The following is a 26,966-nucleotide window of genomic DNA, read 5'->3' as shown; positions in this document are numbered from 1 at the left end:
GGACCTGCTGCGTCATCTGCGGCCAAAGGCATTGATGTGACTGATAAAAACGACGAGTATTACCAGCCTTGGGTACAGGGCAAACCAGTGGGAAATGAAGCGCCGCTGCACAGCGATGACGCAGCTGCGCCGCATACCCAAGGTGCCATGCACAGCCAAGGCGGACCACAGGACCCGAATCTGCCGCCCATGGGCATGGATCTGGCCCGCTATGCCGATCAGGAAAAGGGCGTGCGCCCGCCATTGCTGGATGCGGCAAAGGTCAAACAAGGCACCGCCACAGCCTTGACCAAGCTGCGCGCCGCCTCGCTGCGTTTTGCGGACTGGACCATCGCATTGGGGCAAAAGGCCGATATTCCGACCCGTGTCGAGAAAATGGAAATCCCCCGCCGAACCAAGGATCTTGCTCGCCGCAGCGGGGCCGCCGCTGCCGAGGCGACCCGCACAGCCGCCGAAGCCACGCGCACGGCGGCAGAGGGAACAGCCAAAGCCAGCAAGGCCAGCGCAGCGAAAAGCAAAGAGATTTGGGAAAAAATGGCGCTGGCCGACAAGGTTGGCAATATCGCCAGCGAAGCCGGTCGCGGCCTGACGGACATGGCGGATAAAACCAAACAAAGTTTGGGCCAAGTCGCGCGGGCGGGTAAAGAAACCCTTGAGGACACCGCCGAAAAACTGCGTCCCCAGCGGAGCGAAGAAGAAGCGCCCACGCCGCCGCTATCGGGTCTGGAGCAATTACTTGCCCGCGAAGAGCAGGAAGAGCGCAAAGCTGCCGACGCCAAATCGACCGCCGAACTGCCCTTATTCTCCGAAGATCAACCGCGCCCCGCGGCCATGATCGAAGAGCTTGGCAGCGCGGACAGCCTTGATGGCCATAGCAGCAGCGAGGACGGCGATAACATAGCCGCGCCTGAACCCGCGACAACCAGCGCAGCAGATGTCCAGCCCATTGCGGCAGTCAAAGACGCCGCAGCGCCTGTGCCTGTGCCCGCTCCGCCATCCGTCCCTGCACCGCAGTCCATGGTGCCGCCGCCAACCGCACCGGTCCCGTCCGCCGCGGCAAGCGAGACAGCGCCGCATATCTCCCCCAGCGCGGCAACAGCAGCGACACCGACGCCGGCCCCCGCGCCCATGGCGGCCCCGCCGCCTTCCCCAGCGCCGGCCATGGCCCCTTCGTTTTTTGATGAGACTATGACGCAAAATCATGCGCCCCCCTCTGGTGCGTCCACCCCTGATGCTCGGCCCGTTCCAAATTATGAAGTGGTAAACCGCGCCCCTGCAGCCCCGACTTCTGCGGCCCCAATGTCTGCAGCCTACGCCCCAGCCCTTCCTGCGTTCAGCGCACGGACATGGGCCTTGGGCGGCGCGGCGCTGATCGCGCTGCTGGGCAGTAGCTATTGGCTGGGCAGCCGTTTTGGCGGCGGCATGTCCAAAGCCGATGTCGAAACGATCGTGGCCGATTATATCACCACCAACCCCCAGATCATCCCCGCCGCGCTCGAGGCCCAGCGGGACCGCGAAATTGCCAAGGCCATCGACGCCGTGCGCCCCGCGCTGGAAAAACCCTATGCGGGTGCATGGGGCGGCAATGCCGACGGCGATGTGACCTTGGTGGTGTTCACCGACTATGCTTGTGGTTTCTGCCGCGCCAGCGTGCCGGACATCGACCGCTTACTGCGCGAAGACAAACGGTTGAAGGTAGTCTACCGCGAACTGCCCATCATTTCGCGCGAAAGCCGCAGCGCCGCGCTCATGGCCTTGGCAGCGGCGCGTCAGGGCAAATATGACGCCTTCCACCACGCCATGTTCGCGCAAAGCAGCCTAGCGCCCAGCGCGATCATCAAGGCCGCGGAACAAGCGGGCGTATCCTTGGACGGCAGCGGCGACGCCACCGCCGACGAGGCTTTGTTCCAGCGCGAACTAGAAAGCAATTTGGCGTTGGGCAATCAATTGCAACTCAACGCCACACCAACATGGGTGATTGGCGACCAATTGATGCAGGGCCAAGTCGGCTTTGATGCGCTGCGCGACGCCATTGCCCGCACGCGCACCAAACAAGCTAGCTAGGGTCAGCCGCAGCGTTTTTGGCGCTGCGCGTTTTGGGGGCCTCTGTCTTCGGTTTAAACCGACAGAGGTCCGCGACGGGACAACGCCAGCATTCCGGCGTGCGGGCTTTGCAAATATAGCGGCCATGCAAAATCAGCCAATGATGCGCCCCCACACGAAAGGGCTGGGGCGTTTGCTTATCCAGCTTGGCCTCCACCTCATTCACATTTTTTCCGGGGGCGAGGCCGGTGCGGTTGCCCAAACGGAAAATATGGGTGTCGACCGCAAAAGTTTCCGCGCCAAAGGCACAGTTCATCACCACATTGGCCGTTTTGCGCCCCACCCCCGGCAGGGTGGTCAGCGCATCACGGTCGGCGGGCACTTCCCCGCCAAAATCGCGGACCAGAATTTCGGACAGCGCAATCACATTCTTGGCCTTGCTGTTAAACAGGCCAATGGTTTTGATATGCTCTTTCAAGCCGTCCTCGCCCAAATCGACCATTTGCTGCGGGGTCTTCACTTGCTCAAACAGCAAGCGCGTCGCTTTGTTAACGCCAACATCGGTGGATTGCGCCGACAAAGTCACGGCCACTAGCAATTGATAGGTGTTGCCAAAGGCCAGCTCCGTTTCCGGATCTGGGTTCAGCTCCGCCAATCGCCGATAAAATTCAAAAATGTCGGCTTTTTTCATGCTCAGGCGCTCTCGCTGCCCGCATCCAGCCCCAAGACTTGCGGCATATGATAGCGGCCCTTTTTCTGCTGCAGCAACCACGCCGCTGCTTTCACTGCGCCGCGCGCAAAGATCATACGGTTTTCAGCATGATGGCCCAATTTGATAATTTCTTCGGGGCCAGCGAAAATCACATCATGGTCGCCCGCCACCGTGCCGCCACGCAGCGCAGCAAAGCCAATATCGCCGCGCTTCCGCGCGCCCGTCATTCCATCGCGGCCACTATCGCTATGGCTCGCCAAATCAATGCCGCGCCCTTCTGCCGCCGCTTCCCCCAGCAGTCGGGCCGTGCCGCTGGGCGCGTCCACCTTCATACGGTGGTGCATTTCGACAATTTCAATGTCCCAATCATCATCCAGCTTGGCCGCCGCTTCGCGCACCAAATGGGCCAACAAGGTGACGCCCAGCGACGTATTGCCCGTTTGCAGCACAGCAATATCCTTCGCCGCATCATCAATCAGATAATGGTGCCGTTCTTCTAGTCCCGTGGTGCCAATCACCATTGCACAGCCATGCGCCACAGCGGCATCCAAATGCGCTTCCAAGGCATCGGGGGACGAAAAATCGATTAGGACATCCACCGCCGCCGCCAAGGCCGCGACATCGCCGCCTTTATCAATGCCCTGATGCGTCAGGCCTGCTTCCTGCGCGGCTGCGGCCAAGGCTTTGCCCATCCGGCCTTCGCTTCCGATGATACCGACGTTGCTCATATGCCCGAAACTCCCTTGTGCCGCCTGCGCTTGTTCAAATCTGCCCCACCCTTTAGAAGGAAAGCAACAGAAGACCAGCCCCCCGCCGCTATCGCAGGGGGGACAAAATGGATGATCTATGGGAAATATTCGCAACATCGTTGTGCTGACAGGTGCCGGTATTTCGGCGGAAAGCGGCATTCAAACCTTTCGCGCGTCAGACGGTTTGTGGGAAGATCATCGTATCGAAGACGTCGCAACCCCCGAAGCTTATCAGCGCGATCCCGATATGGTTCACCGATTCTATGACGCCCGCCGCGCAGCGGTTCAGACCAAATCCCCCAATGCCGCTCATGAAGCCTTGGCCTATCTAGAGGGTGCTTGGCCCGGTGAATTTCTGCTCGTCACCCAAAATGTCGATGATTTGCACGAACGCGCGGGGTCAAAGCAGCTGATTCACATGCACGGCGAATTGGCGCAGGCATGGTGCACCCTTTGCGACCAGCGCCACCCTTGGGCCACCCCGCTGATCGACTATCCCCCCTGCCCCAGCTGCGCCTCGCCCTATAGCTTGCGTCCCGACATCGTGTGGTTCGGCGAAATGCCCTATCGCATGGATGAAATTTATGACGCCTTGGCGCGGTGCGACCTGTTCGTATCGATCGGCACATCCGGCAATGTCTACCCCGCCGCCGGCTTCGTCCGCGAGGCGCGAAGCCATGGCGCGCGCACGCTCGAACTCAATATGGAACCCAGCGAAGGCAGCGCATGGTTCACCGAATCCCGCCAAGGCCCCGCCACCCAGTTGGTGCCGCAGTGGGTCCATCAAATTTTGGGATTCTAAAGATAGACGGCTTAGCGCCCGAATCACCCCTTGGCCGTCATCATCGTCTTGCGGAAAAAAAGTTTATCAAAAGCTCGGCCGCTTCTTTTTCGCCGATCATGTCAAAAATTTCTGGGCGGTGGTGAATGGTCGGTTGGCTGAACAGGCGCGGGCCATGCATCACCGCCCCGCCCTTGGCATCACCCGCCCCATAATAGAGCCGCGATATGCGGGCATGGGCGATGGCACCTGCACACATGGCGCAAGGTTCCAGCGTCACAAACAGGTCGCACCCGTCCAAACGTTCATTCCCCAAAGCCGCAGCAGCAGCGCGGATGGCGACAATTTCCGCATGGGCGGTGGGATCGTGGCTTTCGCGGGGACGATTTTGACCTTCGCCAATGATGATACCATCCTTGACGACGACGGCTCCAACGGGCACTTCACCTGCATTCGCAGCGAATCGGGCCAGCTCAAGCGCGCGGCGCATGGGTTCGGGAAGAGGGAATGGTGGCATGAACTTACCGCTAATCCCTTGACGAATCTTCGGCAAGCCGATAAGCGCGCGCCTTTACCGGCTTATCCGTGTTGAGGCTGATTTTTACCATCGGCAGGGACGCCGACCAGATTTGTAAGGACGAAGACAATGTCGCGCATTTGCGAACTGACCGGCAAGGGCCGCCAAGTTGGTCACAATGTTAGCCACGCTAACAACAAAACCAAGCGCACCTTCCTGCCGAACCTGCAGAATGTAACGCTGCTTTCGGACGCGCTGGGCCGCGGCGTAAAGCTGCGCGTTTCGACGCATGGCCTGCGCACCGTTGAACATAACGGCGGCTTGGACAACTGGCTTGTTAAGGCCCGTGCAGACCAGCTTTCGGACAGCGCCCGCAAGCTGAAGAAGGAAGTCGAAAAGAAGCGCGCCGCAACCGCCGCTTAATTTTCTGATCCTTGACGACGCAAATCGGCGGCCGATGCAAATCGGGCCGCCTTTTTGCTGTCTGGCGTATCGGTGATACGCGCCCTCCCGCCGCAGCTATCGCTCGAAAAATGCGAAGAAAAGCAAATATGAACCTCAGCCAACAAGATTGTTCAGCTAAGGGTCAAGGCGAATCACGCATAAGCTTTTTATCGACGCAGCTTCCCGCCGAAACGCAGGACCGCCGCCAAGGAGATTGAAGATGAAAAAGTTTATCGCGCTGTCCATCACTGCCATGATGTCGACCGCCACTCTGGGTCTGGCGGCCCCTGCTGCCGCTGCAACCCCTGTTTTCATGGACCATAACAGCAGCCTGTCGCAAAGCGCGGAATATCGCCGTGGTGACCGCTATGACCGCCGTTATGATCGTCGCTATGACAACCGCCGTTATAACAACGACCGCCGCTATTACAGCAACAACCGCTACAACAACCGTTATCGCCGCTGCGACAATGGTGACGGCGGCACCGTGATCGGCGCGATTGCTGGCGGCTTGGCCGGCCACGAAATCGCGGGCCGCGGTGACAAAACGGTTGGTGCCATTGTCGGCGGCGCTGTTGGTGCCATTGCAGGCCGTGCCATTGACCGCAGCGACGGCCGACGCTGCTAATTTCCCATCAGCTCTCCCTTGCTGATTCTCCCCTCCTCACCCGCTCAGCCAAGGCTGGGCGGGTTTTTCTTATCTGTAGCGCGGGGTTGCTATCGGCGCACTGTCCGCCTAGGCTGGTATCCAAGTGCTCGTTCGCAATTGGCGGACGTTTGAATTAGACAGGTATCGATTAGCCATGCGGCATATGGCAACCCCAACGGGGTGTGTGCGGCCGCCTAAAACGGCGGCCAAAAAGAAAATCAGGACCGGTGGCGACATACGTCCACTGGCCTCAGCAAAACCACGCACCTATGGTGCGATTGACCTTGGAACCAATAATTGTCGCTTGCTGATCGCCCGTCCAAAAGACGGAGAATTGGTGGTCATCGACGCCTTCTCTCGTATCGTTCGATTGGGGGAAGGGCTTCATCACAACAATGAAATCAGCGCAGCAGCAATGGATCGCACGGTTGCGGCTTTGGCGATATGCGCCGATAAATTGCGGCGGCGCAATGTCGACTTGTCCCGTGCGGTAGCAACCGAAGCCTGCCGACGTGCCAGCAATGCCCAGCATTTGGCTGACCGCGTCTATGCCGAAACGGGCATTTATCTGGACATTATCACGGCGGCCGAAGAAGCACGTCTGGCCGTGCTGGGTTGTCACAATCTGATGGAACCGGGCAACGGCCCCGCGTTGATCTTCGATATTGGCGGCGGGTCAACCGAATTAATGCATGTCGACATTAACAAACATGATGTGGTGATCCGTGATTGGGTCAGCGCGCCATGGGGCGTTGTGTCGCTGACCGAACATGCGCCCGTTGCCGAGGACAGCCTCGAGGCGCGCCGCGCCAGCTATGCCCATATGCGCGACGTCACACGCCAAGCCTTCGCGGAATTTGCTGCCCGCGCCCAGCGCCACAGCGGCAAGAAATTGCGCTTGCTGGGCACCAGCGGCACTGTCACGACATTGGCCAGTGTCTTTTTGGACCTGCCACGCTATGATCGCCGCGCTGTGGACGGCGTGTCGGTGCCCGCCCAAGCGATGCGCGACATCAGCCGCCGTCTGGCAGAGGCTAGCTTGCCTGACCGCGCCGAAATTGCCTGTATTGGCCGCGAAAGGGCAGATTTGGTCGTGGCCGGATGCGCGATATTGGAAAGCATCATGGACCTATGGCCCGCGGAACGTGTCGGCGTCGCCGATCGCGGCATCCGCGAGGGTATTTTAAGAACTTTGGCTATGGCGGGACGGGACATTCCCGTGACACGTCGGGAATTTCGGAAATGAGTGGCGGAAAAAAGAAAAGTGGTGGCACCAGCGGCGGCAGCGGTCGTGGCGGTTTGTTTGAACGCGTTAAAACAGCCAAGCGCCGTTCCGTTTCCTCGACCCGCTGGCTGCAACGCCAATTAAACGACCCTTATGTGCGCCGCGCTCAGGCCGAAGGCTATCGTTCACGCGCCGCCTATAAGCTGATCGAACTGGACGACAAATTCAGCTTTGTGAAAAAAGCCCGTGCGGTGGTCGATTTGGGCATTACGCCGGGCGGCTGGTCACAGGTGGTTCGCAAGGTGAACCCACGCGCCAAGGTCGCGGGCATTGATCTTTTGCCCTGCGAGCCGCTGGAGGGCGTAGAAATCCTCACCATGGACTTCATGGATGATGCAGCCCCCGATGCGCTGCTACAGGCCTTGGGAACCGCTCCTGACCTTGTCATCTCCGACATGGCCGCCAACACCGTAGGGCATGCGCAAACGGACCATTTGCGTACCATCGGCTTGGCAGAAACCGCGGCCGACTTTGCGGTGCAAAATTTGGTCAAGGGCGGCACATTCATCGCCAAAGTATTCGCTGGCGGCGCGGACAAACAATTGTTGGACGTGCTGAAACGCAATTTCACCACCGTCAAACACGCTAAACCCCCCGCCAGCCGCAAAGGATCGCCGGAACTTTACGTCATCGCCCAAGGCTTCAAAGGCCGCGACGACGGCGACACCACGCATGGCGATGCCGATACCCATCTAGATGACCAGTAAAAATAATCGGCATAGGCCCAAAGCTCTTGAGCCTGTGCCCCGCTTCTTCTAAGCGCAACAGGCAAGCGGGTGTAGCTCAATGGTAGAGCAGCAGCTTCCCAAGCTGAATACGGGGGTTCGATTCCCCTCACCCGCTCCAAAGCTTCCAAACGCATGAAGCTTCGGCGTTATTTGAACTTCCACCAAGATATAGCCGTATGGCGCGCCAGCCATCAGGGCGCCAGCGCTCCAACACGCCCCGCTTCATGAACGGCAAAGCCTATTTCAACACCCCCAGAGACATGGTCGTCAGGACTTTGTCCTATATAGCCTATGACTCTGGCGTGGTGGCGATCGCTGATTTCCACCGCTGCGGTATTTCCCGTTACTGGGACCGCGAACCGAAGGTCCGCGATCTAGCATAGAAGTATGGCTCTTTTACCGCGCGGCTCGGACTGTCGCGCGGCATAGTCTTGCGCTTTGGTTGTGCGATACATGCTTAATTTTAAGAGCAGAGTCGTGCACCCCCTGCGGTTTAATCCGAGGGGTTCATTGTTATTGATGATATGTAAAGTTGGTTGCGGGAGTAGGATTTGACCGCTGCAAAACTCGTTTCAGCCTCCCCTCGCATGCTAGGACCGTTACCCACTCATCAATGAAGGAGTGACACTCGGCTGATAGTGGGCCGACTGGAGACAGTCCGTTTCTGCTCCCAAAGCGAGAAAAGCGGACGTTCGTCAAAGCCCTCCGCGGATCCCCAGAGCGGTACACGCCACATTCGCCGCGCTAGAATTCGACAAACTGGATCTTGTTGAGCGAGATGCTACACCGACCATGTGGTCAAGCGTCTCGCCAAGGTGAAGGATTATATCATCTGGGACGACGAATTGCCGAGTTTCAGAATCCGGATATTTGCATCGGGCAAGCGCAGTTACATTATTCAGTATCGGACCCAAGGGCGATCGCGGCGTCTGACGATCAGCATGCACGGCATCTGGACCCCCGAAATGGCGCGCCGCGAGGCGCGCATTCAACTGGGTCGCGTGGCTCAAGGCGACGATCCGCAGGAACAGCGACAGATCGACAGGCAAGCGATAACGGTCAAGGAGCTTGCGCCTTGTATCTGACCGACCTCAACGCCGGGCTTATTATCGGCAAAGGCGGGCGGCCGAAGAAGCAATCGACCATCGACACCGAATATCTCTTACGCGTCTTCGCGACCGATGATCGCGATTGACGACACATTCTGGTTCGGCATGCCGCCAAGATTGTGGCTCAATGCGAACACCGGGTTGTTCTGCCGCTGCCGCTCGCCCGCGCGGCCAAGGATCTGGAGATAATTTTCGTAGATCATCCGGAGCCCCGAGGCGCCGATCGGATGGCCGAAGCATTTGAGCCCGCCGTCGATTTGGCACGGCAGCGCGCCGTCGGCGTCGAAAAAGCCGTCGAGCACGTCGCGCCAGCCCCGGCCTTCCTTCGAGATATGGAGGTCCTCCATCGTCACCAGTTCGGTGACCGAGAAACAGTCGTGGACCTCGATCAGGCTCAGCTGCTCGCGCGGATCGGTGATCCCCGCCTCGTCATACGCCTTGGTCGCGGCGACGCGGGTGGTGTGGAAATAGCTGCCGTTCCATCCCGACGCCTGCATCTCCCACCCGTTCGAAGTCGCGAGCTGCAGCGCCTTCACCGTGACGATGTCGGTCTTGCCCAGCGCGCGCGCGATTTTGGGGGTCGTCACGATCGCGCAGGCGGCGCCGTCGCTGACCCCGCAGCAGTCGAACAGCCCCAGCGGCTCGGCGATCATCGGTGCATTCAGAACCTGCTCCATCGTCACCGCCTTTTGCAGGTGCGCCTTGGGGTTCTTCGCGCCATTGGCGTGGCTCTTCACCGACACATGCGCCATCGCGCGCTTGAGGTCGTCCTTGTCGACGCCGTGGACCCCGCGGTAGGCACTGGCGAGTTGCGCGAAATTGCCGGGCGCTGACCCGGTGATACCGATCATGTCATGTGTCGTGCCGCGGGTGCGGACGGGCAGCCCGCCATAGCCGGTGTCCTTCAGCTTTTCGGCCCCCATCGCGAGCGCGATGTCGCACGCCCCCGACGCGACCGCATAGACCGCGCCGCGAAAGCTTTCGGTCCCGCTCGCGCAATAATTCTCGACCTTGGTGACGCCGATATCGGGAAGGCGCAGCGCGACCGCGAGCGGGATGCCGCTCGGCCCGATATTCTGCGCGTCGAACGCGGCGCCCAGCCACGCGGCGTCGATCCGGCTCGCCTCGATCCCTGCGTCGGCCATCGCCTCCTCATAAGCCTCGAGCATCAGCTGGTCCTCGTCCTTGTCCCAGCGTTCGCCGAACTTGGCGCAGCCCATGCCCAAAATCGCGACCTTGTCACGGATACCCTTGGCCATAATCTCGTCTCCAATCTTCTTCCCTCTCCCCTTGGGGGAGAGGGTTGCAAAGACTTGGCAGCTTGCTGCCTAGTCGGAGTTGGATGAGGGTTCGGCAACGTCGATCCCTCATCCAACTTGGCCTAGCCGCTTCGCGGCAAGGCTGCGTATCCTTCTCCCCAAGGGGAGAGGGATTTAGAAAGCTGGCGCGGCTTTCCAGAAATATCTCCGAAACCTACGGTTCTCGTCATAGGCCTTGATCCGGAACATCATGCGCAAGTCGGCGCCGACGTCGAGCGCGCCGCCCGTAAAGTCGGTGAACTCGGTCATCATCCGCCCGCCGCCGTCAAAGTCGATGTTGCCATAATAGCTCGGGGGGTCAGACGAATAGGTGAGCGCGTCGGCGGTCCACGTCAGCACCTTCGCGGACACCTCGGCGAGCGGATAATCCTCCTGCGTGCCGACCGCATAGTCGTTCGCATTGACGCTGACCTCGCTCTTCGGGAATTGTACCGTTCCCGTCTTGGTGCACCGCCCGCCGACGAGCCCGAGCACCGCCTTGCGATTACGCCACAGCGCGGTGAGCGCGGTCTTGCTGTCATGCTCGGCGCGCATGCCGCGGTCGAGGTGGAGCAGCCCGCGGTGGAAGAGATATTTGGCATAGTTTGCCGATTCGATCCGCCGCGCGAGCCAGCCCGACACGCCGAGCCGCGATTTGACCGACCCGATCGCATCGGTGACCTCAAAGAGCAAAAGGTCGCAGCCCTGCCCGAAGCTGGCGAGCAGTATGCGCGCGCCGGGCTTCGCGCCCTCGAGCGCCGCCGCCAGCATCACCAGCGCATGCGCGGCGCCGGCATGGCCGAGCGTAGCGGTCAGCCCGTCGGCGACCGCCGCATCGGACACCCCTGCCTTCTTTGCCAGCATCTCGGGCACGCCCTTAACCGCGACGGGGACAATGAAATGATCGATCGCGTCGCCCTCGATCCCCGCCTTGGCGAGCAGCGCTGCGATCGCCGGGGTCATGATGCGCGCGAAGCCCTCGTCGCGCACCCAGCGCGCTTCCCAGTCATAGTCATGCGCGGCCCCCGCCTCGCGGAAATGATCGACGAAATCGACCGTCACACTTTGGCTCGCGACCAGCTTCGCAATCGGCGTCCCGCCGCCGATCAGCAACGCCGCCGCCGCGTCGCCGGCGGTCATTTCGCGCTCCGACGCGGGTCTCGGGGTCGCGATCTCGGCGGCGCAGACGAGGGTCGTCGTCCGGCCTTCGAGTGCGACGAGCAGCGCCGACGTCGCCGCGCGCTGCGACCCCGTCACGTCCATCGCCCCGACCGCATCAGGCAGGTTCAGCGCTTCCTTGACGATCCCCGCATTCTGCCGGTCGGCGAAGGGCAGGGTGGTCGATGCGATCACGACGCGTTCGACGCTCGCCCGATCGACACCATCGAGGGCATCGCGCGCCGCTTCGACCGCCATCGTCACGCTGTCCTCGTCCCAGTTCGCGACTGCCTTCTCGCCCTTGGCGAGCCCGCCTAGCCCGCCCGCGAACCAGCCGTTGGTTGCGTGGATCGCGCTGCGCTGCAGCCGCGTGATCGGCACATAGGCGCCAAAGGCCAGGATTCCGAAGTCGCTCATGCCGTCTCCGCATAGCCGTTGGTGAAAACAATCTTGTCGCGCTCGACGACGCGGGCGCGGAAGGCGAGCCTGCCATCGTCCTCATGCCAGATCGACGTTTCGATCGTCTCGCCGGGATAGACCGGCGACGAGAAGCGGCCGTCGATCCGCCGGAGCCGCGCCGGGTCATTGCTGCAGCGCGCGGCAAGCAGCGCGCGCCCAATTACGCCATAGGTCGCGAGCCCGTGCAGGATCGGCCCGTCGAACCCCGCGCCCGTCGCGACATCGGGATCGATATGGAGCGGGTTGAGGTCGCCCGACAGCCGGTAGATCTGCGCCTGGTTCGCCACGGTAGCCAGCGTCACGACCGTATCGGGCGCGCGGTCGGGGATCGGATGCGGCACCGGCGCGCCGTCGCTCGTTCCGCCGAAACCGCCGTTGCCGCGCAAAAAGGTCATTGCGCGCGATGTCGCCAGATGTACGCCCGCGCCGTCGTGGATTTCGCGCGTCACCATCGCGATCGCGCCCTTGTCGGTGCCCTTGTCGAACAGCGCCTCGATCCGCGTCGTGCCGGTGATCTCGCCCTCGACCGGCAGCGGCGCGTGCAGGATCGTCGATTGCTCGCCGTGCAATATCTTCTGCCAGTTCGCGCCCAGCGCCGGGTCGCGCCAGATGAAGCCGGGATAGCCCAGCGTCACCGCCATCGTCGGCAGCGCCTTCAGCCGTTCCTCGAACAGGAAATCGAGCTCGGTCGCGCCGATGCCGAGCGCATAGAGGATCGTGTCGCGCCGCGTCAGTTTCTGCCGCGCGACGATCGGCGGCATCGCCAGCAGCTTGTCGGGATCGATCGCCATCAGATCGGGTCGTAACCAAATATATCCCCCGACCGCTCGGCCGGGTCGGCGAAGCTGCTGCGGAAGGTGGGCAGCATCTCGTTTGCGATGGATTCCGCGGTCCAGCCTTCGTTCTTCTGCATCGACCGGATCGGGCGCGGTTTCGAAAAGAGGAAAATCTCGTTCTTGCGCACACCAAAGACCTGGTTCGATACCTCCTTCGACGCATCGCTCGCCAAAAACGCCACCAGCGGGGAGATCTTGTCGGCGGTCATCGTCTTCATCCGCTCGATACGCAGCGCCTCGGCTTCATTCGTCGCGGGGATCGTCGCGATCAGCCGGCTCCACGCGAAGGGCGCAATGCAGTTCGAGCGCACCCCGGCGCGCGCCATGTCGAGCGCGATCGACTGCGACAACCCGACGATGCCCAGCTTCGCCGCCGAATAATTGGCCTGGCCGAAATTGCCGATCAGCCCGCTCGTCGAGGTGAAATGGATAAAGCTGCCCGAGCCCTGCTCGCGGAAATAGGGGGTCGCGGCCTTCGATACGTTGAAGCAGCCGTTGAGGTGGACGTCGATCACCGCGTTCCAGTCCTCATGGCTCATCTTGTGCCAGATGCGGTCGCGCAGGATGCCGGCGTTGTTCACCACCGCATCGATGCGCCCGAAATGCGCGACCGCGTCCTCGATAATGCTCGCCGCGCCTTTGGGGTCGGCGACGCTCGCGCCGTTGACGATCGCCTTGCCACCCGCCGCCTTGATATAGTCGACGGTCTGCTGCGCAGGGGTCAGGTCGGCGCCTTCGCCCTCGGCGGTGCCACCGAGATCGTTGACGACGACTGCCGCGCCTTCCTTTGCGCAAAGCAACGCGATCTCACGCCCAACGCCGCGTCCTGCGCCCGTTACCACCACCACCTGCTCGCTCAACAAACCCATCGCTATTTACTCCTAAAACGGATCACCGGAGATTGGCCCACCATTATCCGGCAAATCTTATGTGGTGCGTCGTCCCACCGCTTACTTCCAGAGATAGTTTTCGGACGAGGGATTCAGATGGGCAAACCTGTTCCGGACCTCGTTCAGCGGCAAGACGTCTGCCACGCCCCCGGTTCGCAAAGCGTCCACCTGAAGATGCCCCTTGATTTCCAGGCGCGCGATCTGGTTGCGATGCACCTCATCGGGTCCATCCGCCAACCGGAGCAGGCGTGCATTGGCATATGCGGCCGCCAGGAAATGGTCATTGCTCGTCCCCCCACCGCCAAACATCTGGATAGCCCAATCGACGATCGTGCAGGCCGCAGTGGGCGCCGCAACCTTGATCATCGCGATTTCGGCTTTCGCTTCCTTGTTGCCGACCGTGTCCATCAGATGGGCCGCGCGCAAGGTCAGCAGCCGCGTCTGTTCGATCAGGATACGCGCGTCGGCGATCCTCTCGAGTGTCACGCCCTGTTGGGCCAGGGGCATTCCGAACGGCACGCGAACCGCAGCGCGCCGACACATGCGCTCCAATATGCGCTCGCACATTCCGATCAGGCGCATGCAGTGGTGAATACGGCCTGGCCCGAGCCGCCCTTGCGCGATCTCGAATCCTCGGCCTTCGCCAAGCAGAATATTGTCGGCAGGGACGCGGACATTGTCGAATACGACCTCGGCCGCGCGGTCGGGTACGCCGTAAAAGCCGAAAACCGGCAACGGACGAATGACATCTACGCCGGGCGCCGATTTGGGGACGAGGATCATCGATTGCTGGCGATGGCGGTCGGCGCCCTCGGGATCGGTCTTGCCCATGAAAATGATGATTTCGCAGCGCGGGTCGGTCGCGCCGGTCGTGTACCATTTGCGCCCGTTGATCACATAATCGTCGCCATCCCGGATGATCGAACTGGCGATGTTGGTGGCGTCCGACGACGCAACCGCGGGTTCGGTCATCGCGAAGGAAGACCGGATTTCTCCGGTCATCAAGGGCGCAAGCCACCGCGCTTTTTGCGCCTCGGTCCCGTAGCGAAGGATCGTCTCCATGTTGCCCGTGTCGGGAGCGGAACAATTGAAGACTTCCGGCGCCATGAGCGAGCGCCCCATGACTTCGCAAAGCGACGCATATTCGAGATTGCCGAGCGGGAGGCCGGTATCCCCTGCCCCGTGCCAGAGGTTCCACAGGCCCTGCCGGCGCGCGACGAGCTTGAGTTCCTCGATAATCGGAAAGACTGCCCACGGACCCAGCGTTTCGGCCTGCCGGTAAAATTCGGCTTCATTGGGGTAAATGTGGGCGGCCATGAAATCCTCAAGTTCGGATTTCAGCTCGCTGGCCCGGTAGGACATCTCGTACATCAAAATTCCTCAGAGGGGACCAGTCGGGCCCCCTGGCTTAAGCTTTATTTGCCGCCAAACGCGATCCGCACTTCGAGGCCGACAGTCCGCGGCTCGCCGAGAAAGGCGAGATTATATCCAAGGCTCGCATCGAAATCGAGCGCATTGGTCCGATAGGTCTTGTCGAGCAGGTTCTTGCCCCACAACGCGATCTCTACATTCGGCTCGCTGTTCAGCGAATAGGCCAGCCGCCCTTCGAGCAAGCCATAGGCCTTCTGGCTCGTTGTGGCCTGGTCGAGCGCTTGCCCCCGAAAGAAGACATCGTCCTGCCAGCGCCACGCCGCATAGAGACTGAGATCGCCATTCCCGACCGGGACGCTATATTTACCACTCACCGTATATTGCCACTCGGGGACCGGGAACGGTTCCTTGGACCGATCGTTGCCATTGGCCTCCACGAAGCGCGTGTAGGCCGTATGCGTCCAGGCACCGCTGGCGTTCAAGGTCAGTTCGGGAATCGGCTGCCAGATCAACTCGGCTTCGCCGCCGTAGATATTGCCCTTGGCAGCATTGTTGATCACGGTCACGATCGTGTTGTTGACGACGATCAGGCTGCTCTTCTGGATATCGCTGTAATCGGTGTAATAGCCTGCCAGATTGAGCCGCACCTTGCGGTCGAAGAGGTCGCCCTTGAAGCCGATTTCATAGTCAGTTGCGGTCTCGGGATCGAACGCAATATAGGGGTTGGCGCCGCCGCTGCTACCGCCGCGCACATTAAAGCCTCCGCCGCGGAAGCTGCTCGAGGTCTTGGCGTAAAGAAGAATGTCCGGCGTTGCCTGCCAGTCGATACTTGCAAGGTAGGAAGGCTTCTTCGAGCTAAGATCGAAGGGCGCAGAGCAGATCGCCGGGTCGGGCCGGACAACGATCGGCACCACGCATCCAAGCGCGTTGGCGCTGCGGATGTCTACGTCTTGGGTAACCTTGGTGTAGCGGAAACCACCGGTGACCTTGAGCGTGTCGGTGAGCGCGTAATTCGCTTGCGCGAATCCTGCATAGCTTTCGTTGGTGACGTAATAGTTCGCAAAGCTCGGGCTCGCAGGATTGATCAAACCGAGTTGCTTTGTCTGGCTCCCCTCCCACCCATGTTCGTGGCTGTAAAAACCGCCGGCGATGAGTTCGAGATTGCCGATGCTGGCAAGAAGCTGCACTTCCTGCGTGAACTGGTCCGAATAGACGAAATTACGCGGCCGCACGATTTCGAACCGCGACTGATCATAGTCCTGCTGGTCGTTTCGCGCCGTGTTGCGATAACCGGTGATTGACCGAAGCGTCACATCACCAAGGTCGAGACTGACATCTCCCGAGAAGCCGTAAATTTCAAGATAAGCAAATACCCGCTCGACGCCTTTGGTGTCGTATCGATTTCCAGCCGGGAACATGTCAGCCTGGAGAAGATTATAAGCGGTTGTATAATTCGCTACGGTCCGGGTTAGCCCGAGTTGTGCGACCGCCTGATTAAGCGCCGAAGCAAGACCGTTGAGCGGCGCTCCCGATGGGCTGAACGCGAGCGGATTGAGGCGCGTTACGCGCGAAACCGAGCCGTTCGAGGTCAGCTTGCTATAATCGGCGGTCAAAAAGACACTGAGATTCTCGGTCGGCTCGGCGAGAACAGACAGCCGGGCGGCGCGGTCATATTGGTCCCCTAGCTTCTTGCCGATCGCATTGCGGCCATAGCCGTCCTTGGTGGCGATCTGGCCGGCAAAGCGGACACCGAGTACGCCATCGATGAGCGGCGCGCCCACCGCGGCCGTCAGTTGCATTGTGCCGAGATTGCCCGCCGAGCCCTGAAAATATCCGCCCGCGTCAGAGAGATCGGGACGCTTGGTTCGCAACAGGAGGGCGCCGCCGGTGGTATTCTTCCCGAACAGCGTGCCTTGGGGGCCTTTCAAGACCTGAATCTGGTCGACATCGAGGAAGGCCGAACGCAGGCCGATCTGGCGCGGCAGGTTGATTTCGTTAAGATAGACCGCGACCGAGGGATCAGTCACGAGGAGCGAATCCGCCTGCGTCTGGCCACGTATCGCGATATTCGCCGTGCTCGGACCGCCATTCCCGGTCGTGATCGACATGGCCGGCGCGAGCCCCTGCAGATCCTTGATGCCGCGAACCGACGAATCCGTCAGCTGCTCGGTGCCCACCACGGTGATCGCGAGTGGTACCTTCTGTACGCTTTCCGAAACGCGCCGCGCCGTAACGATAATATCTTCGACGCCTCCGCTCTGGAGCCGATCGTCCGTCGCAGCATCCTGCGCCGCTGGCTCATGCCCGTCCGCCTGAAACGCGAAACCAGGCGTCGAAACCGACAGCGCCGAGACAGACGCTGCAAGCAGCAACAATTTGGATGTTCTCATGGTCCTCTCCTCCCAGATTTTATTTATTTCCGGGTTGCAGTTTAACGCTTTTCGTCGGCGACCTGTGCTGACTGGATACGGGCCTTTTTTGTTCGCCGCTGCCTCCCATCGGCCGGAATGACCCCGGCACCAGCGTCATATATTGAATGACCGTCACAATCACAAACGCCGATACGGCTCCATTTATGCTCTTCGTTCCGCGCAATTGCGCAGACCGCATTGATCCGTACCTGGCCCCCTGCATCAGGGCATTGATTGCGATCCTCTTTCACTTAACATGTCCCACCGCTGGCCAAATGCCGCCAGCAGAGCAAAGGCGGTGGGATCGCATCTGCCTTTGAGGCGCGATCCTTCAGGAGCAATGCCGCTACACGTCGGGTCGGCGAGCCGAACCCGCAAGGATAGATCTCATGACAAAACAACTCTTCATTATCATTACTGAGGCACCCACCCCTGAAGGAGAAGCGGCTTTCGAAACATGGTATGTCGATCGCCACATGCCCGACGTTCTCGCGGTACCCGGCTTCACCGCAGCGCAGCGCTTCAGGCTGGCGCCCGAGCCGGACAAGCCCGATGCCCCGACCAGATTCCTCACGATCTACGAAATGGAAACCGACGATCGGACGGCGGTCATGGCCGAAGTGCGTCGCCGCGCGGGCACTCCAAAAATGCCGCTTTATCCCGGTGAACGGAAATCTCCTGCGGCGACAATGTTTGCCGAGGCCGTTACGGCCCGGATGGCGGCGCCAGAGCGGGAGTAGCCGTTGCGATCAATCGACCGCGACCGGCACAAATGCACGATGAGGATAGCCCGTCAGGCTTGGGCTAGAATGCTGACATGCAAGGCACGTTCGCCCGGAATTTCACCTGCAAGCGTCTTGATTCCCCGCTCGAGCTGATCGATCGGAAGGCTGTGCGTGTGCATGAGGCCCAGTGGCAAGCGCCCGCTTTCGATAACCCGGATTGCCTGTTGGGTTGCCCAATGACCCGAGGCAAGAACGCCGATCATCCTGATCTGCTTCATCATCAACGTGTCGAGCGGAAACCCGTCCATGAGGCGTGAATCCTTAAGGCCGCTCAAGACAATCCGCCCCTTGTTACGCACCGCCTTGATCGCGTCGAGCACGGGTTCGAAGACATAGGGCGTCGTGTCGCATACGAGATCGACGCCGCGCCCGTTGGTAAGCTCGGCAATGCGGCCCGGTATGTCTTCGTCCTCCGCGATCATCGTCACGGTCGCCCCGAGCTGGCGGGCGATGTCGAGCTTGAACGCGTCCGAGCGCAATCCCGTCACGATGATTTGCGATGCGCCCGCCTCGACCGCAGCGACGACGCAGGCAAGCCCGCGTTGACCGCTGCCCAGAATGAGGACCGTCTCGCCGACTTGCAGTTCGCCATGCGCGAGGAGCCAGTCATAGCCTGCCGCGAGCGGGTTGAAGAGCAGTGCGTCTTCGATCGAGAGGCTGTCCGAAACGGGATATAATTTCGTGCGCGGCACGATCTCCATATATTGTGCGAAACCACCCCATAGGCCGCTGCGCTCGTGCAGCGATCGAAATCCGTAATAGAAGCTGTCGATGCATTTGGAGTCGGCCATGCAACCGCTGCATGTCCCGCAGGGCGCGATGCCATGGACCGCGACGCGGTCCCCTTCTTTCAGGCCCCAGCGGCGCACGCCTTCGACATCGATCTTCGCAATCCGGCCAACCGTCTCATGCCCCGGAATCACCGGATATGACATGATACCCGCGCGCGCCGTTCCGCCATGATACTGCTTGATGTCGCTGCCGCACATGCCGCAGCCTTCGACGGCGAGGATCGCTCCGCCAGGAGGCGGATCGACGGGAACATCGAGTTCGCGGATCTCGATATTGTTGTCGCCCACGAGGACGGCTGCCTTGGCCTTCAATGCCTGTCCCCTTCCTGCCACCCTGTCCCGCTCACCGCTTGGCGAGCTCGAAGCCTGCGTCTTCGCGATCCCAAGTCGCAGGAGTCCGGCCCTCGTCGCGCAACTGATATTTAAGAACGCGCCCGACGGGATTGCGAGGCAATTCGTCGCGAAACTCGATATAACGCGGCACCGCAAAATAGGGGACCCGGTCCGCGCACCAAGAGCACATCTCCGCCTCGGTCATCTTGCTTTCGCCATTAAGAACGATCGTGGCTTTCACATCGTCCTCGGCGCTTTCGGACAAGACCGAGTGGATTGCGACATCGACGATATCGGGGTGGCCGCGAAACGCCCGTTCGAGTTCGAAGCTCGAAATATTCTCGCCGCGTCGACGCAGATAATCCTTCTTACGGTCGACAAAATAGAAATAGCCGTCCTCGTCGATCGAGCCGATGTCCCCGCTGTGGAGCCAGAGATTCTTCATGATCCGGAGGGTCTCTTCGGGCCGTCCCCAATACCCCTCGAACATGACGTGCGGATAGCGGGGACGAATGATGATCTCGCCGGGCGTTCCGACCGGCACGTCATTGTCTTCGTCATCGACGATGCGGACCTCGAAGCTTGGATCGACCTTGCCCGAAGAACCGGGCTTGGGAAAATCGTCGTCGTGCAGGCTCGTAACGGGGCTGGCTTCAGTCAAACCATAAACATTGCTCCCCGTGACCTTGACGCCGAAGCGCGTCCGCCACTTCTCGCGCACTTCCGGCGGGAAGGGAGAGCCGCGAATGGCGCGAAGTTGCCCAAAGCACCGCTTCTGCGCCTCATTGTCGGGCGCATCGGCGACGAATGCGAGCATCGATCCAAGCAGATTCGCCAGCGTTGCCCCGCTGCGTTCGATTTCGGGCCAAAAGTTACTGACCGAAAAGCGGGGGTAAAGGACGCCGCGGCTGAACGTCATCGCCGACGCCAAGACCGTCGCGGCTAGCGCATTGAGGTGAAAGAGGGGCAGCGGCGACCAGCTGATATCGTCCTTGGTGCGCTTGCCGTTGATGACGGCGTTGCGTGAAAGATTGCACACATAATTGTGACTGATGATGCAGCCCTTCGAGGGCCCCGTCGTACCGCCGGTGTAGATCAGCATCGAGATATCCGAATATTTGTTCGGATCGGCTACGGGATCTTCGCTTCCGAGAATGTCGTCGAAGCGCTTGAGGTTCAATCCTTCGGCCGCGAGCGGCGCATCGCCCCGCTGGATGACGGTGTGGACCAGCGGCAGCTCCTCTTTGATTAGGGCAAGGCGATCGGCATAATCCGGCTCGACAAACACCACTTCAACACCGGCATCGGCGAATTGATGGCGCAGATACTCGCCCTTGTACGCGGCGTTTACCGGAACATAGACGGCGCCGATCTTGTTCGCTGCGAACCAAATCAAAATCGCCTCGACGCTCGTGTCGAGAAGCGTACCGACCCGGTCACCCTGCTTGACCCCGAGAGCGAGCAGACCATTGGCGAGACGGGTCGACGCAGAATCGATATCGGCATAGCTATATTGGATGCCGCTGAAATCGAGGAAAATGCGCTCTGGCGCCTCCTTAACCGCGGCGGCGAGAACGCCGGTCACTGTTTGCTGGGGGGGCTTGATCGGATCTGGGTGGGTCATTTCTCTCTCATTTCCTGCGGGCGTGCGATTAATCGCTTCTGCCTAGCGTCAGCCCGGTGCCGACAACATGGCGACACCTTTGGCTTTGCGACGCGATTTCACATAAATCGCCGCGATCGGGGTGGAGGAGAGCCATTCGGACTTCACGAGCCCGCCCCCGATCGCGGCTAAAGACTGCTCAGACGGTCGACAGCATCTTCTGCACGTCGCCCGACGTGATCGGCTTGCCGGGCTCCCACTTGGGGGCAAGGCCGCCAAGCGAGGCCTGTTCGGACGTATCGACGCCCTTGGCGGCCGCCTGGGCGCGCAGTGCGCCGACCGTGCAATTTTCGCGCCCAAGCAGCGGAAATGGATCATAGCTGTAGAAGTGCATCGCATTGCCGTGCGTGATCTTGTCGATCTCTTCCTTCGAAAAATCCTTCACCCCGCGCCAGACTTCCTCGGGCGATAGCGGCCACACGCAATCTGAATGCGGGTAGTCGCATTCCCACGCGATATTATCGATGCCGATCGCGTGGCGGTTCACCAGACCAAAATTATCCTCGATAAAACAGGTCAAGAAGTGGCGCCGGAATATTTCGGTGGGCGTCAGCCCGCCGAGGTTAAGGTTCGTCCATGCGCTATGCTGCCGTACCGTAGTCTCCGCGCGCTCGAGGAAGTAGGGAACCCAGCCGATGCTGCCTTCCGACAGCGCGATCTTGAGATCGGGAAAGTCCTTCCAGAAAGACGCAAAGAGCCAGTCTGCCGCGCTGTTGGCGATCGAGATCGGCATCGAGGTAATCCACGAGCTGATCGGCGACAGGTCTGACGCATGCGCGGCATGAGACCCGGTCCCGATATGAGCGGACAGAACAACCTTGTTGTCGTTGCAAAGCTCCCACAACGGTCGCCATTGCTCGTCGTGCAGGCTCGGCAGGCCCACCATTGCGGGATTGTCTGGGAAGCTGCACGAATGCACGCCAAGCGCGATCATCCGCTTCATTTCAGTCAGCGTGAGGTCGATGTCCCAGAGCGGCAACAGAGCTAGCGGAATCATGCGCCCGGGATAGGGCCCGCACCAGTCCTGAACATGCCAGTCATTATAGGCCTGGATCGTGGCCAGCGCGAGACCCTTGTCGTTCTGTTTCAGAAACCGGACGCCGGCAAACCCCGGAAACTGAGGGAAGTTGATCGATCCGAGCACGCCATTCGCGTCCATATCGTCGATGCGCGCATGAATATCATACGTGCCCGCGCGCAGATGGTCGAACGACATGGGTTCCATCCCATATTCTTCCTTGGGACGGCCAACCACGGCGTTTAGCCCGAGGCCGGAGTTCTTCTTGCCCTCGATCACCCACGCCTGACCGTGCTCGGTCGTGACGACCTGCGGCTCTTGGCCTTTATATTTTGGCGAGATGTGCCGGACGAACATGTCGGGGGGCTCACAGACATGGTCGTCCACACTCACTAGAATCATATCGTCAATTTTCATCGGTGCCTCTCCACTTGTTTGAACATGGTGTATCAGATTTGTGACGGGTCGTCACTATCTAGCGTTACAGTTGGCGACGAACAGATATCTTCCGCGTCTTCAAAGGCAAGCCAACCGTCGTCGCCGGCCGTGAGTTGATGAGGTCGATCCGAGTGATCGCGCGACGTGCCCTTCTCACGTGTCGCCAGCGAGGCCCGCTCGGGTTGCTGGACCCAGCAACCGCCGCGAGCGACCGCATGCGGCTGCCGATCGAGTTCTTCGGTGCGGCCGCGCCCGCCGGAAATGAATATCGCGCGCCGCAAAACCAATGCGGCCTCGGCATCGTCGGTATCGAGGCTCGTCCCTGCCCAGGCAGTGAACCCGCGTCCCAGCATGTGCCCACGATATGGGTCGGGGGCTTCAATGATGCCGTCCTGAAAAGCCCAGCGCAGGACCGTCTCGCCATCGCGCCGCAGGGTAGCCCGCCGCTGCTCGACCGCGGCGCCGTCCTCCACGAAAGCATGATAATGCCTCGCGCTGCCACCGCGCGCCGCAAGCGCGATCGCAAGCGTGGCGAGGTCGAACTGGTGCGTGCATTGCAGCAGCGCGTCGTGAATCCTGAAGAACTGCGTGGTATCGCGTAGAAGGCGCTGACCTACTAGCTCATCAAGGCGGCCCCCGGCAGCGCCACAGAGGGAAAAGGGCTGCCGGAGCGCCGTCGCCTCGACATTGGTGACCCGGGTACCATCATGGCGGATCAAAACCCTGAAATGATGAAAATCATCTTCCAAGGCACTGCGAACCTCACCATCGATGGCGTGCAATCGGATGATCCGATGGAGCCCCGCAGGGGGAGCCGACGCAGCTTTCGTCGGCGCAGCGCCTTGCGAGTCGGAGGAACGGCCGGTGGTCATGACCATGCAATAGGCGCCGGGCAGCTTGCGATGAAGCTCCGCGCCGGGGGGATTGTCTCGCCCCACCACGCTCACAAAGCATAAGTACGGTGGGTCGGTCCCATGCCAACCCGGATGCAAAGCGCCGGAGGCAGCGTCGCCGAGGCCTGTCGCAATGACGGCGTCCGGCCGCGCGCCTCAGCTATGCGTTCGCGTCCCGGCGGCGGGAGACGGCGGCTAGACTTTGCCTTTCCCCAAGAGCTGGCAGATCAGGAAAACCTCCGCGTCGATCAGCCGTTTGCGAGACATATCGGGCGATGCGTGGCGAAAGCGGATGAACGAAGCAAGCCGTTCCATCGAGCCCGACACGACCGATGCAATCGCGAGCGGTGGAGTTCGCGCGCTCAAGTCCTCGCCGCGCATCTCCTCGATTTTTTCGGCCAGCGCGAACAGAAGCGGACCCAGCATCTTGCCGCGCGCGTCCCTGAACCGCGCTTCGCCCTCGTCGGCAGCGAGGTTGCGGATTCGCAAGAGGGCGTAATATTTATCCCAAAATGCGAGATATTCGTGCACCAATTCGCGGACGCTCGTCTCGAGACGTTCTAGTGTAATGCCCCGAGCGTAAGCACCAAGGTCGGGCATCTCTGCAGTGGCCTCTTCGAGCAAGGCGAGCACCACCTCATCGACGTCGGCGAAATAAATATAGAAAGTAGAGGGAGCGACACCGGCTAGGGTCGTCAGTTCGGAAACCGTAATCATGCGGAGCGACTTCTGTTCGATCAGGCGGGCAGCCGCAGCACATAGGCGCGAGCGCGTGATCTCCGACTTCGCGCGCTTCGATCGAGCAGCATTCGCCCGGCGTACCGGCACGCCGTCGGGTTTGCGCGGCTTTTTTTCAGTCAAGGCTTCGCTGGACACGATTCATTTTCCCTGTTTTGCACCGGTCCGGCTTCGACGCAAACCGCCCGCTCGCGCTGCTGACCGCGTTTCTCTGCGATAAGGATCGCAGGCCGTGACGGACTTCACATGAGGCCCTAATATATAACTCCGCGCAATGGCAAATTCGCGCCCCGGTCGAGCGGAGGGCGCGCCTCCTAGCGCGCGCCATCATGCACCACCCCCGCGCCAACCAGCTCGGCGGTTTCGTCCGCCAGCCCGATTTCGTCGAGCACCGATACGCTATGTTCGCCAACGTCGGGTGGCGGCAGCGCTCCCGTCGCCGGGCGCGCACCGAAATGCAGAAAGGCACCCGGCATCTCCAGACGACCGAGCCTTCCGTGCTGATAGGATTGAACAAGTCCGAGGCGTCGATTGTCGCGATCATCGAAAAAGGCGTCGCGATGATCGGTATGGGCAGCGACCGCGAAGGCGCCTGCCGCGTTTGCCATTGCGATCACGGCCGTGGTCGACTGAGCTGACAGGATTGGTTCCAGCGCTTCGGCATTTGCGGCGCCCGCCAGGAGGCACAGTCGGTCAAATACTCCGGCACCTTCGGCGACGAGCGCTATCCAGCCGTCTTTCACGGCATAAAGCCGGCGTTCGGGTCCAACACCAAGCTGGCGCGCGTCGAGACGACGGAAAGGCGACAGTGTTCCGTCATCGAGAACGATCGTCTCGCTGACCGTCAGGATGCTGGCTCCGAGCAACGAGCCCGCGGCCACCTGTCCCTCGCCGGTCCGGTCGCGGTGATAAAGCGCGAGGGACATCGCAAGCGCCGACGCCAGCGCCGCTTGATGGTCCATCATACCGAAGCGGTGCCACATAGGCGGATTGCCCTCGCCCGCACCCTCGAACTCCCATCCCGATTGCGCCTGGAAGAGCTGGTCGTAACCCGGCCAGTCCTTGCGCGGCCCGACAGGCCCATAGGAACTCACATGGCAGAAAATGAGATCGGGCCGGATGGCCATCACCTGGTCACTGGCGAGCCCGAGCCGCCGGGCGGCGGGCATGCGGATATTGTGATGGACGATATCCGCCCACCGAACGAGACGTTCGACAACATTGGCCGCGTCCGGAGACTTCAGATCGAGCGCGAGCGACCGCTTTCCTCGCTGCGCGCCGAGAAAGGCCCCCTCCACGCGGCGCATCACGTCACCTCCGGTTCCCTCGACCTTGATGATGTCGGCCCCCAGATCGCCCAGAATCATCGGTGCCAGCGGACCTGCGACGAACGAGCCGAAGTCGACAATATGAACGCCCTCGAGCGGGAGACTATCGGGCGCACGCTCGCGGCGTGGCGCGGGCACGTCATCCCAGATCGAAATCGGTGTCGTCCCAAACGCCGGTGCAGCCGACTGCATGCGCATCGGTGGTTCGACGCTGCATGGCACACCTGGTTGCTGTGTCCTCCCGAGGTCCGGGTCCTCGACGTCGATGACATATCCGTTCGCGATTGCCTGTTCGTCGCGGTAAATGGCTCCCATCGGCACGTCGGCCTGCACCGGAATATCCGATGCCCACAGATCGGCCAGCCATTCAGCGCTCGGACGAGTCTTGAACACATGGGCGTTGGCACCCCAATTGATGCACGTATGATTGCTAGGCCATCCCCGGTTAAGGTCTTCGATGCGCTCCGGCCCAAGGGCATCGAGCGCAGCGCGCATCAGCGGGGCGTCGTCTGGCGGCGCCTTGACGTGGATCCATACGCCGTCGCTACATTCGAATTGCGGGGAAATCATGGCTTTGCCCATGCTGCCGACAAGGGCCTGCGTCGCATGCTCCGCCCTGCGCCAGAGCATCGCCGCCGGTAAAAGCGCGCCCTGCACCAGACTGGTCGACACGGATCCCGCGCCGCCGCCCCTGCCCGCCTGGATCAGGCGCGCCACGACGCCGATGGCCGCGAGATAGGCCGCGCCCCAGCTGCCCAGAGGGAAGCGGAGATAGATAGGACCTTCGCGTATCCCGCGCTGCTCATCCATCAACCCCGATTCTGCAAGCACAAGCGTATCGTCGACGGGACGATCGGCAAGTGGATGGCCTGCCGGCCAACTCCCGATCGAAGCGTGTATGAGGTGCGGATATTGCCGTGCCAGCCCCGTCTCGTCCAACCCGGCGCCGCGTTGACGGTCCGTAGACCAGTCGGTCAGAACGACATCGGCTGCCCTGAGCAGGCGATCGAGCGACCTGCGCTGGTCCTCCTCCTCGATGGCCAGTCCAACGCTTTTTTTGCTGCGATTCCACACGGCGAAGGAGGCAGAGCCGCGCGCGCCGGCGTCAGCTTCGACCTTGATCAACTCGGCCCCAGCTTCGGCCAAGAGGAGGCCGGTCACCGAGAGCGCATGTCCTCCGGCAATCTCGACGACGCGAATTCCGCGCAAAATACCCTCGCCCATAGGCACCCTTTCCATCGGTCTCGGTGAGTGCTGATATTAATGAAGGAGTATCATAAATAACGCGGTGTGGAAGATGCATTTCGTTGCCGCCCCCATCGCCCGATGCCGCAATGCCCGCGGCGGACGGCCCAGATTACTCTGCAATTGTGTACCGAGCCTAGTTCGCAAATTGTCTCCGGGTGGATTTGCGACGAGGCACGCGAAACGTCGCAGTCCCGAACGGGCATCACGAATGCTATGTATGTTTGCACATGAGATCCTTCGAATGCGATGTTTTCCCCAGATTCGCTGGCAATGCCCATGCCGAAGGCAGCC

24 protein-coding genes and 1 tRNA gene are annotated in these 26,966 nt (G+C 61.0%); 10 read left to right on the top strand and 15 right to left on the bottom strand.

Annotation, left to right across the window (positions count from 1 at the left end; all coding sequences use genetic code 11):
- Positions 1–36 precede the first annotated feature (36 nt).
- Entirely contained in the window at positions 37–2,064 is a 2,028-nt protein-coding gene (locus LKO31_RS01825; protein WP_227688380.1) for a DsbA family protein, read from the top strand.
- Here LKO31_RS01825 and nth read toward each other — a convergent pair.
- A complete protein-coding gene (nth, locus tag LKO31_RS01820; protein ID WP_227688379.1) occupies positions 2,057–2,734 on the bottom strand; it encodes an endonuclease III in 678 nt (225 codons plus the stop codon). The two genes, LKO31_RS01825 and nth, sit on opposite strands and share 8 nt — an antisense overlap.
- Before the next feature lie 2 nt (positions 2,735–2,736).
- Entirely contained in the window at positions 2,737–3,483 is a 747-nt protein-coding gene (gene dapB / locus LKO31_RS01815) for a 4-hydroxy-tetrahydrodipicolinate reductase (RefSeq protein WP_227688378.1), read from the bottom strand.
- A 118-nt stretch (positions 3,484–3,601) separates the two neighbouring features.
- On the opposite strand from dapB, the gene cobB reads away from it, so the two are divergent.
- Entirely contained in the window at positions 3,602–4,306 is a 705-nt protein-coding gene (cobB, locus tag LKO31_RS01810) for a Sir2 family NAD+-dependent deacetylase (protein ID WP_227688377.1), read from the top strand.
- A gap of 40 nt (positions 4,307–4,346) precedes the next feature.
- Here the strand turns inward: cobB and tadA are convergent, their stop codons facing one another.
- A complete protein-coding gene (gene tadA, locus LKO31_RS01805; RefSeq protein ID WP_227688376.1) occupies positions 4,347–4,802 on the bottom strand; it encodes a tRNA adenosine(34) deaminase TadA in 456 nt (151 codons plus the stop codon).
- A 129-nt stretch (positions 4,803–4,931) separates the two neighbouring features.
- Between tadA and rpmB the strand changes: the two genes are divergently transcribed.
- The 7 genes from rpmB (at position 4,932) to LKO31_RS01770 (ending at position 8,993) form a co-directional block, all read left to right on the top strand.
- Positions 4,932–5,225, top strand: a complete 294-nt coding sequence (gene rpmB / locus LKO31_RS01800; RefSeq protein WP_227688375.1) for a 50S ribosomal protein L28 — start codon at positions 4,932–4,934, stop codon at positions 5,223–5,225.
- A 241-nt stretch (positions 5,226–5,466) separates the two neighbouring features.
- Positions 5,467–5,874, top strand: a complete 408-nt coding sequence (locus LKO31_RS01795) for a glycine zipper 2TM domain-containing protein (RefSeq protein ID WP_227688374.1) — start codon at positions 5,467–5,469, stop codon at positions 5,872–5,874.
- Between the two features lie 184 nt (positions 5,875–6,058).
- Positions 6,059–7,141 (top strand): Ppx/GppA phosphatase family protein, encoded by a 1,083-nt coding sequence (locus LKO31_RS01790; protein ID WP_407699233.1) that lies wholly within the window; start codon positions 6,059–6,061, stop codon positions 7,139–7,141.
- Positions 7,138–7,887 (top strand): RlmE family RNA methyltransferase, encoded by a 750-nt coding sequence (locus tag LKO31_RS01785; RefSeq protein ID WP_227688372.1) that lies wholly within the window; start codon positions 7,138–7,140, stop codon positions 7,885–7,887. The genes LKO31_RS01790 and LKO31_RS01785 overlap by 4 nt, the downstream gene beginning before the upstream one ends.
- A gap of 65 nt (positions 7,888–7,952) precedes the next feature.
- Positions 7,953–8,026: transfer RNA gene (locus LKO31_RS01780), tRNA-Gly, on the top strand.
- 58 nt (positions 8,027–8,084) lie between these two features.
- The gene (locus LKO31_RS01775) at positions 8,085–8,291 is read left to right on the top strand and encodes a hypothetical protein (protein WP_227688371.1); all 207 of its coding nucleotides are present in this window, start codon (positions 8,085–8,087) and stop codon (positions 8,289–8,291) included.
- 411 nt (positions 8,292–8,702) lie between these two features.
- The gene (locus LKO31_RS01770; RefSeq protein WP_227688370.1) at positions 8,703–8,993 is read left to right on the top strand and encodes an Arm DNA-binding domain-containing protein; all 291 of its coding nucleotides are present in this window, start codon (positions 8,703–8,705) and stop codon (positions 8,991–8,993) included.
- 77 nt (positions 8,994–9,070) lie between these two features.
- Here LKO31_RS01770 and LKO31_RS01765 read toward each other — a convergent pair whose 3' ends face one another.
- From LKO31_RS01765 to LKO31_RS01740, 6 genes are all read right to left on the bottom strand, one after another.
- Positions 9,071–10,276: an acetyl-CoA acetyltransferase gene (locus tag LKO31_RS01765; protein WP_227688369.1), complete on the bottom strand. Its 1,206-nt coding sequence runs from the start codon at positions 10,274–10,276 to the stop codon at positions 9,071–9,073.
- 174 nt (positions 10,277–10,450) lie between these two features.
- Entirely contained in the window at positions 10,451–11,890 is a 1,440-nt protein-coding gene (locus tag LKO31_RS01760) for a hydroxymethylglutaryl-CoA synthase family protein (RefSeq protein ID WP_227688368.1), read from the bottom strand.
- Entirely contained in the window at positions 11,887–12,723 is an 837-nt protein-coding gene (locus LKO31_RS01755; RefSeq protein WP_227688367.1) for a MaoC family dehydratase, read from the bottom strand. The genes LKO31_RS01760 and LKO31_RS01755 overlap by 4 nt, the downstream gene beginning before the upstream one ends.
- Positions 12,723–13,637 (bottom strand): SDR family NAD(P)-dependent oxidoreductase, encoded by a 915-nt coding sequence (locus LKO31_RS01750; RefSeq protein ID WP_227688366.1) that lies wholly within the window; start codon positions 13,635–13,637, stop codon positions 12,723–12,725. Before LKO31_RS01750 ends, LKO31_RS01755 begins: the two co-directional genes overlap by 1 nt.
- A gap of 81 nt (positions 13,638–13,718) precedes the next feature.
- Positions 13,719–15,032, bottom strand: a complete 1,314-nt coding sequence (locus LKO31_RS01745; RefSeq protein ID WP_227688365.1) for an acyl-CoA dehydrogenase family protein — start codon at positions 15,030–15,032, stop codon at positions 13,719–13,721.
- A gap of 41 nt (positions 15,033–15,073) precedes the next feature.
- Positions 15,074–17,419, bottom strand: coding sequence for a TonB-dependent receptor (locus LKO31_RS01740; protein ID WP_227688364.1), 2,346 nt, complete (start codon positions 17,417–17,419; stop codon positions 15,074–15,076).
- Positions 17,420–17,829: 410 nt separating this feature from the next.
- Between LKO31_RS01740 and LKO31_RS01735 the strand changes: the two genes are divergently transcribed.
- Positions 17,830–18,180, top strand: a complete 351-nt coding sequence (locus LKO31_RS01735; protein ID WP_227688363.1) for a DUF4286 family protein — start codon at positions 17,830–17,832, stop codon at positions 18,178–18,180.
- Between the two features lie 53 nt (positions 18,181–18,233).
- Here the strand turns inward: LKO31_RS01735 and LKO31_RS01730 are convergent, their stop codons facing one another.
- The 6 genes from LKO31_RS01730 to LKO31_RS01705 form a co-directional block, all read right to left on the bottom strand.
- Positions 18,234–19,328 (bottom strand): zinc-dependent alcohol dehydrogenase, encoded by a 1,095-nt coding sequence (locus LKO31_RS01730; RefSeq protein WP_227688362.1) that lies wholly within the window; start codon positions 19,326–19,328, stop codon positions 18,234–18,236.
- Between the two features lie 31 nt (positions 19,329–19,359).
- Positions 19,360–20,973 carry an AMP-binding protein gene (locus tag LKO31_RS01725; protein WP_227688361.1) on the bottom strand — a complete coding sequence of 538 codons (1,614 nt, stop codon included), beginning with the start codon at positions 20,971–20,973 and terminating at the stop codon, positions 19,360–19,362.
- Positions 20,974–21,151: 178 nt separating this feature from the next.
- Positions 21,152–22,447 (bottom strand): amidohydrolase family protein, encoded by a 1,296-nt coding sequence (locus tag LKO31_RS01720; RefSeq protein ID WP_227688360.1) that lies wholly within the window; start codon positions 22,445–22,447, stop codon positions 21,152–21,154.
- A gap of 32 nt (positions 22,448–22,479) precedes the next feature.
- Entirely contained in the window at positions 22,480–23,346 is an 867-nt protein-coding gene (locus tag LKO31_RS01715; RefSeq protein ID WP_227688359.1) for a DUF2889 domain-containing protein, read from the bottom strand.
- Positions 23,347–23,556: 210 nt separating this feature from the next.
- The gene (locus LKO31_RS01710; protein WP_088440646.1) at positions 23,557–24,237 is read right to left on the bottom strand and encodes a TetR family transcriptional regulator; all 681 of its coding nucleotides are present in this window, start codon (positions 24,235–24,237) and stop codon (positions 23,557–23,559) included.
- Between the two features lie 176 nt (positions 24,238–24,413).
- A complete protein-coding gene (locus LKO31_RS01705; RefSeq protein ID WP_227688358.1) occupies positions 24,414–26,651 on the bottom strand; it encodes a CoA transferase in 2,238 nt (745 codons plus the stop codon).
- Between the last annotated feature and the right edge of the window lie 315 nt (positions 26,652–26,966).

Source organism: Sphingopyxis yananensis, from assembly GCF_020687785.1.
Lineage (GTDB): Bacteria > Pseudomonadota > Alphaproteobacteria > Sphingomonadales > Sphingomonadaceae > Sphingopyxis > Sphingopyxis yananensis.
Note: the sequence above shows the minus strand (reverse complement) of the source record. Positions and strands in the feature narration are given on the sequence as shown.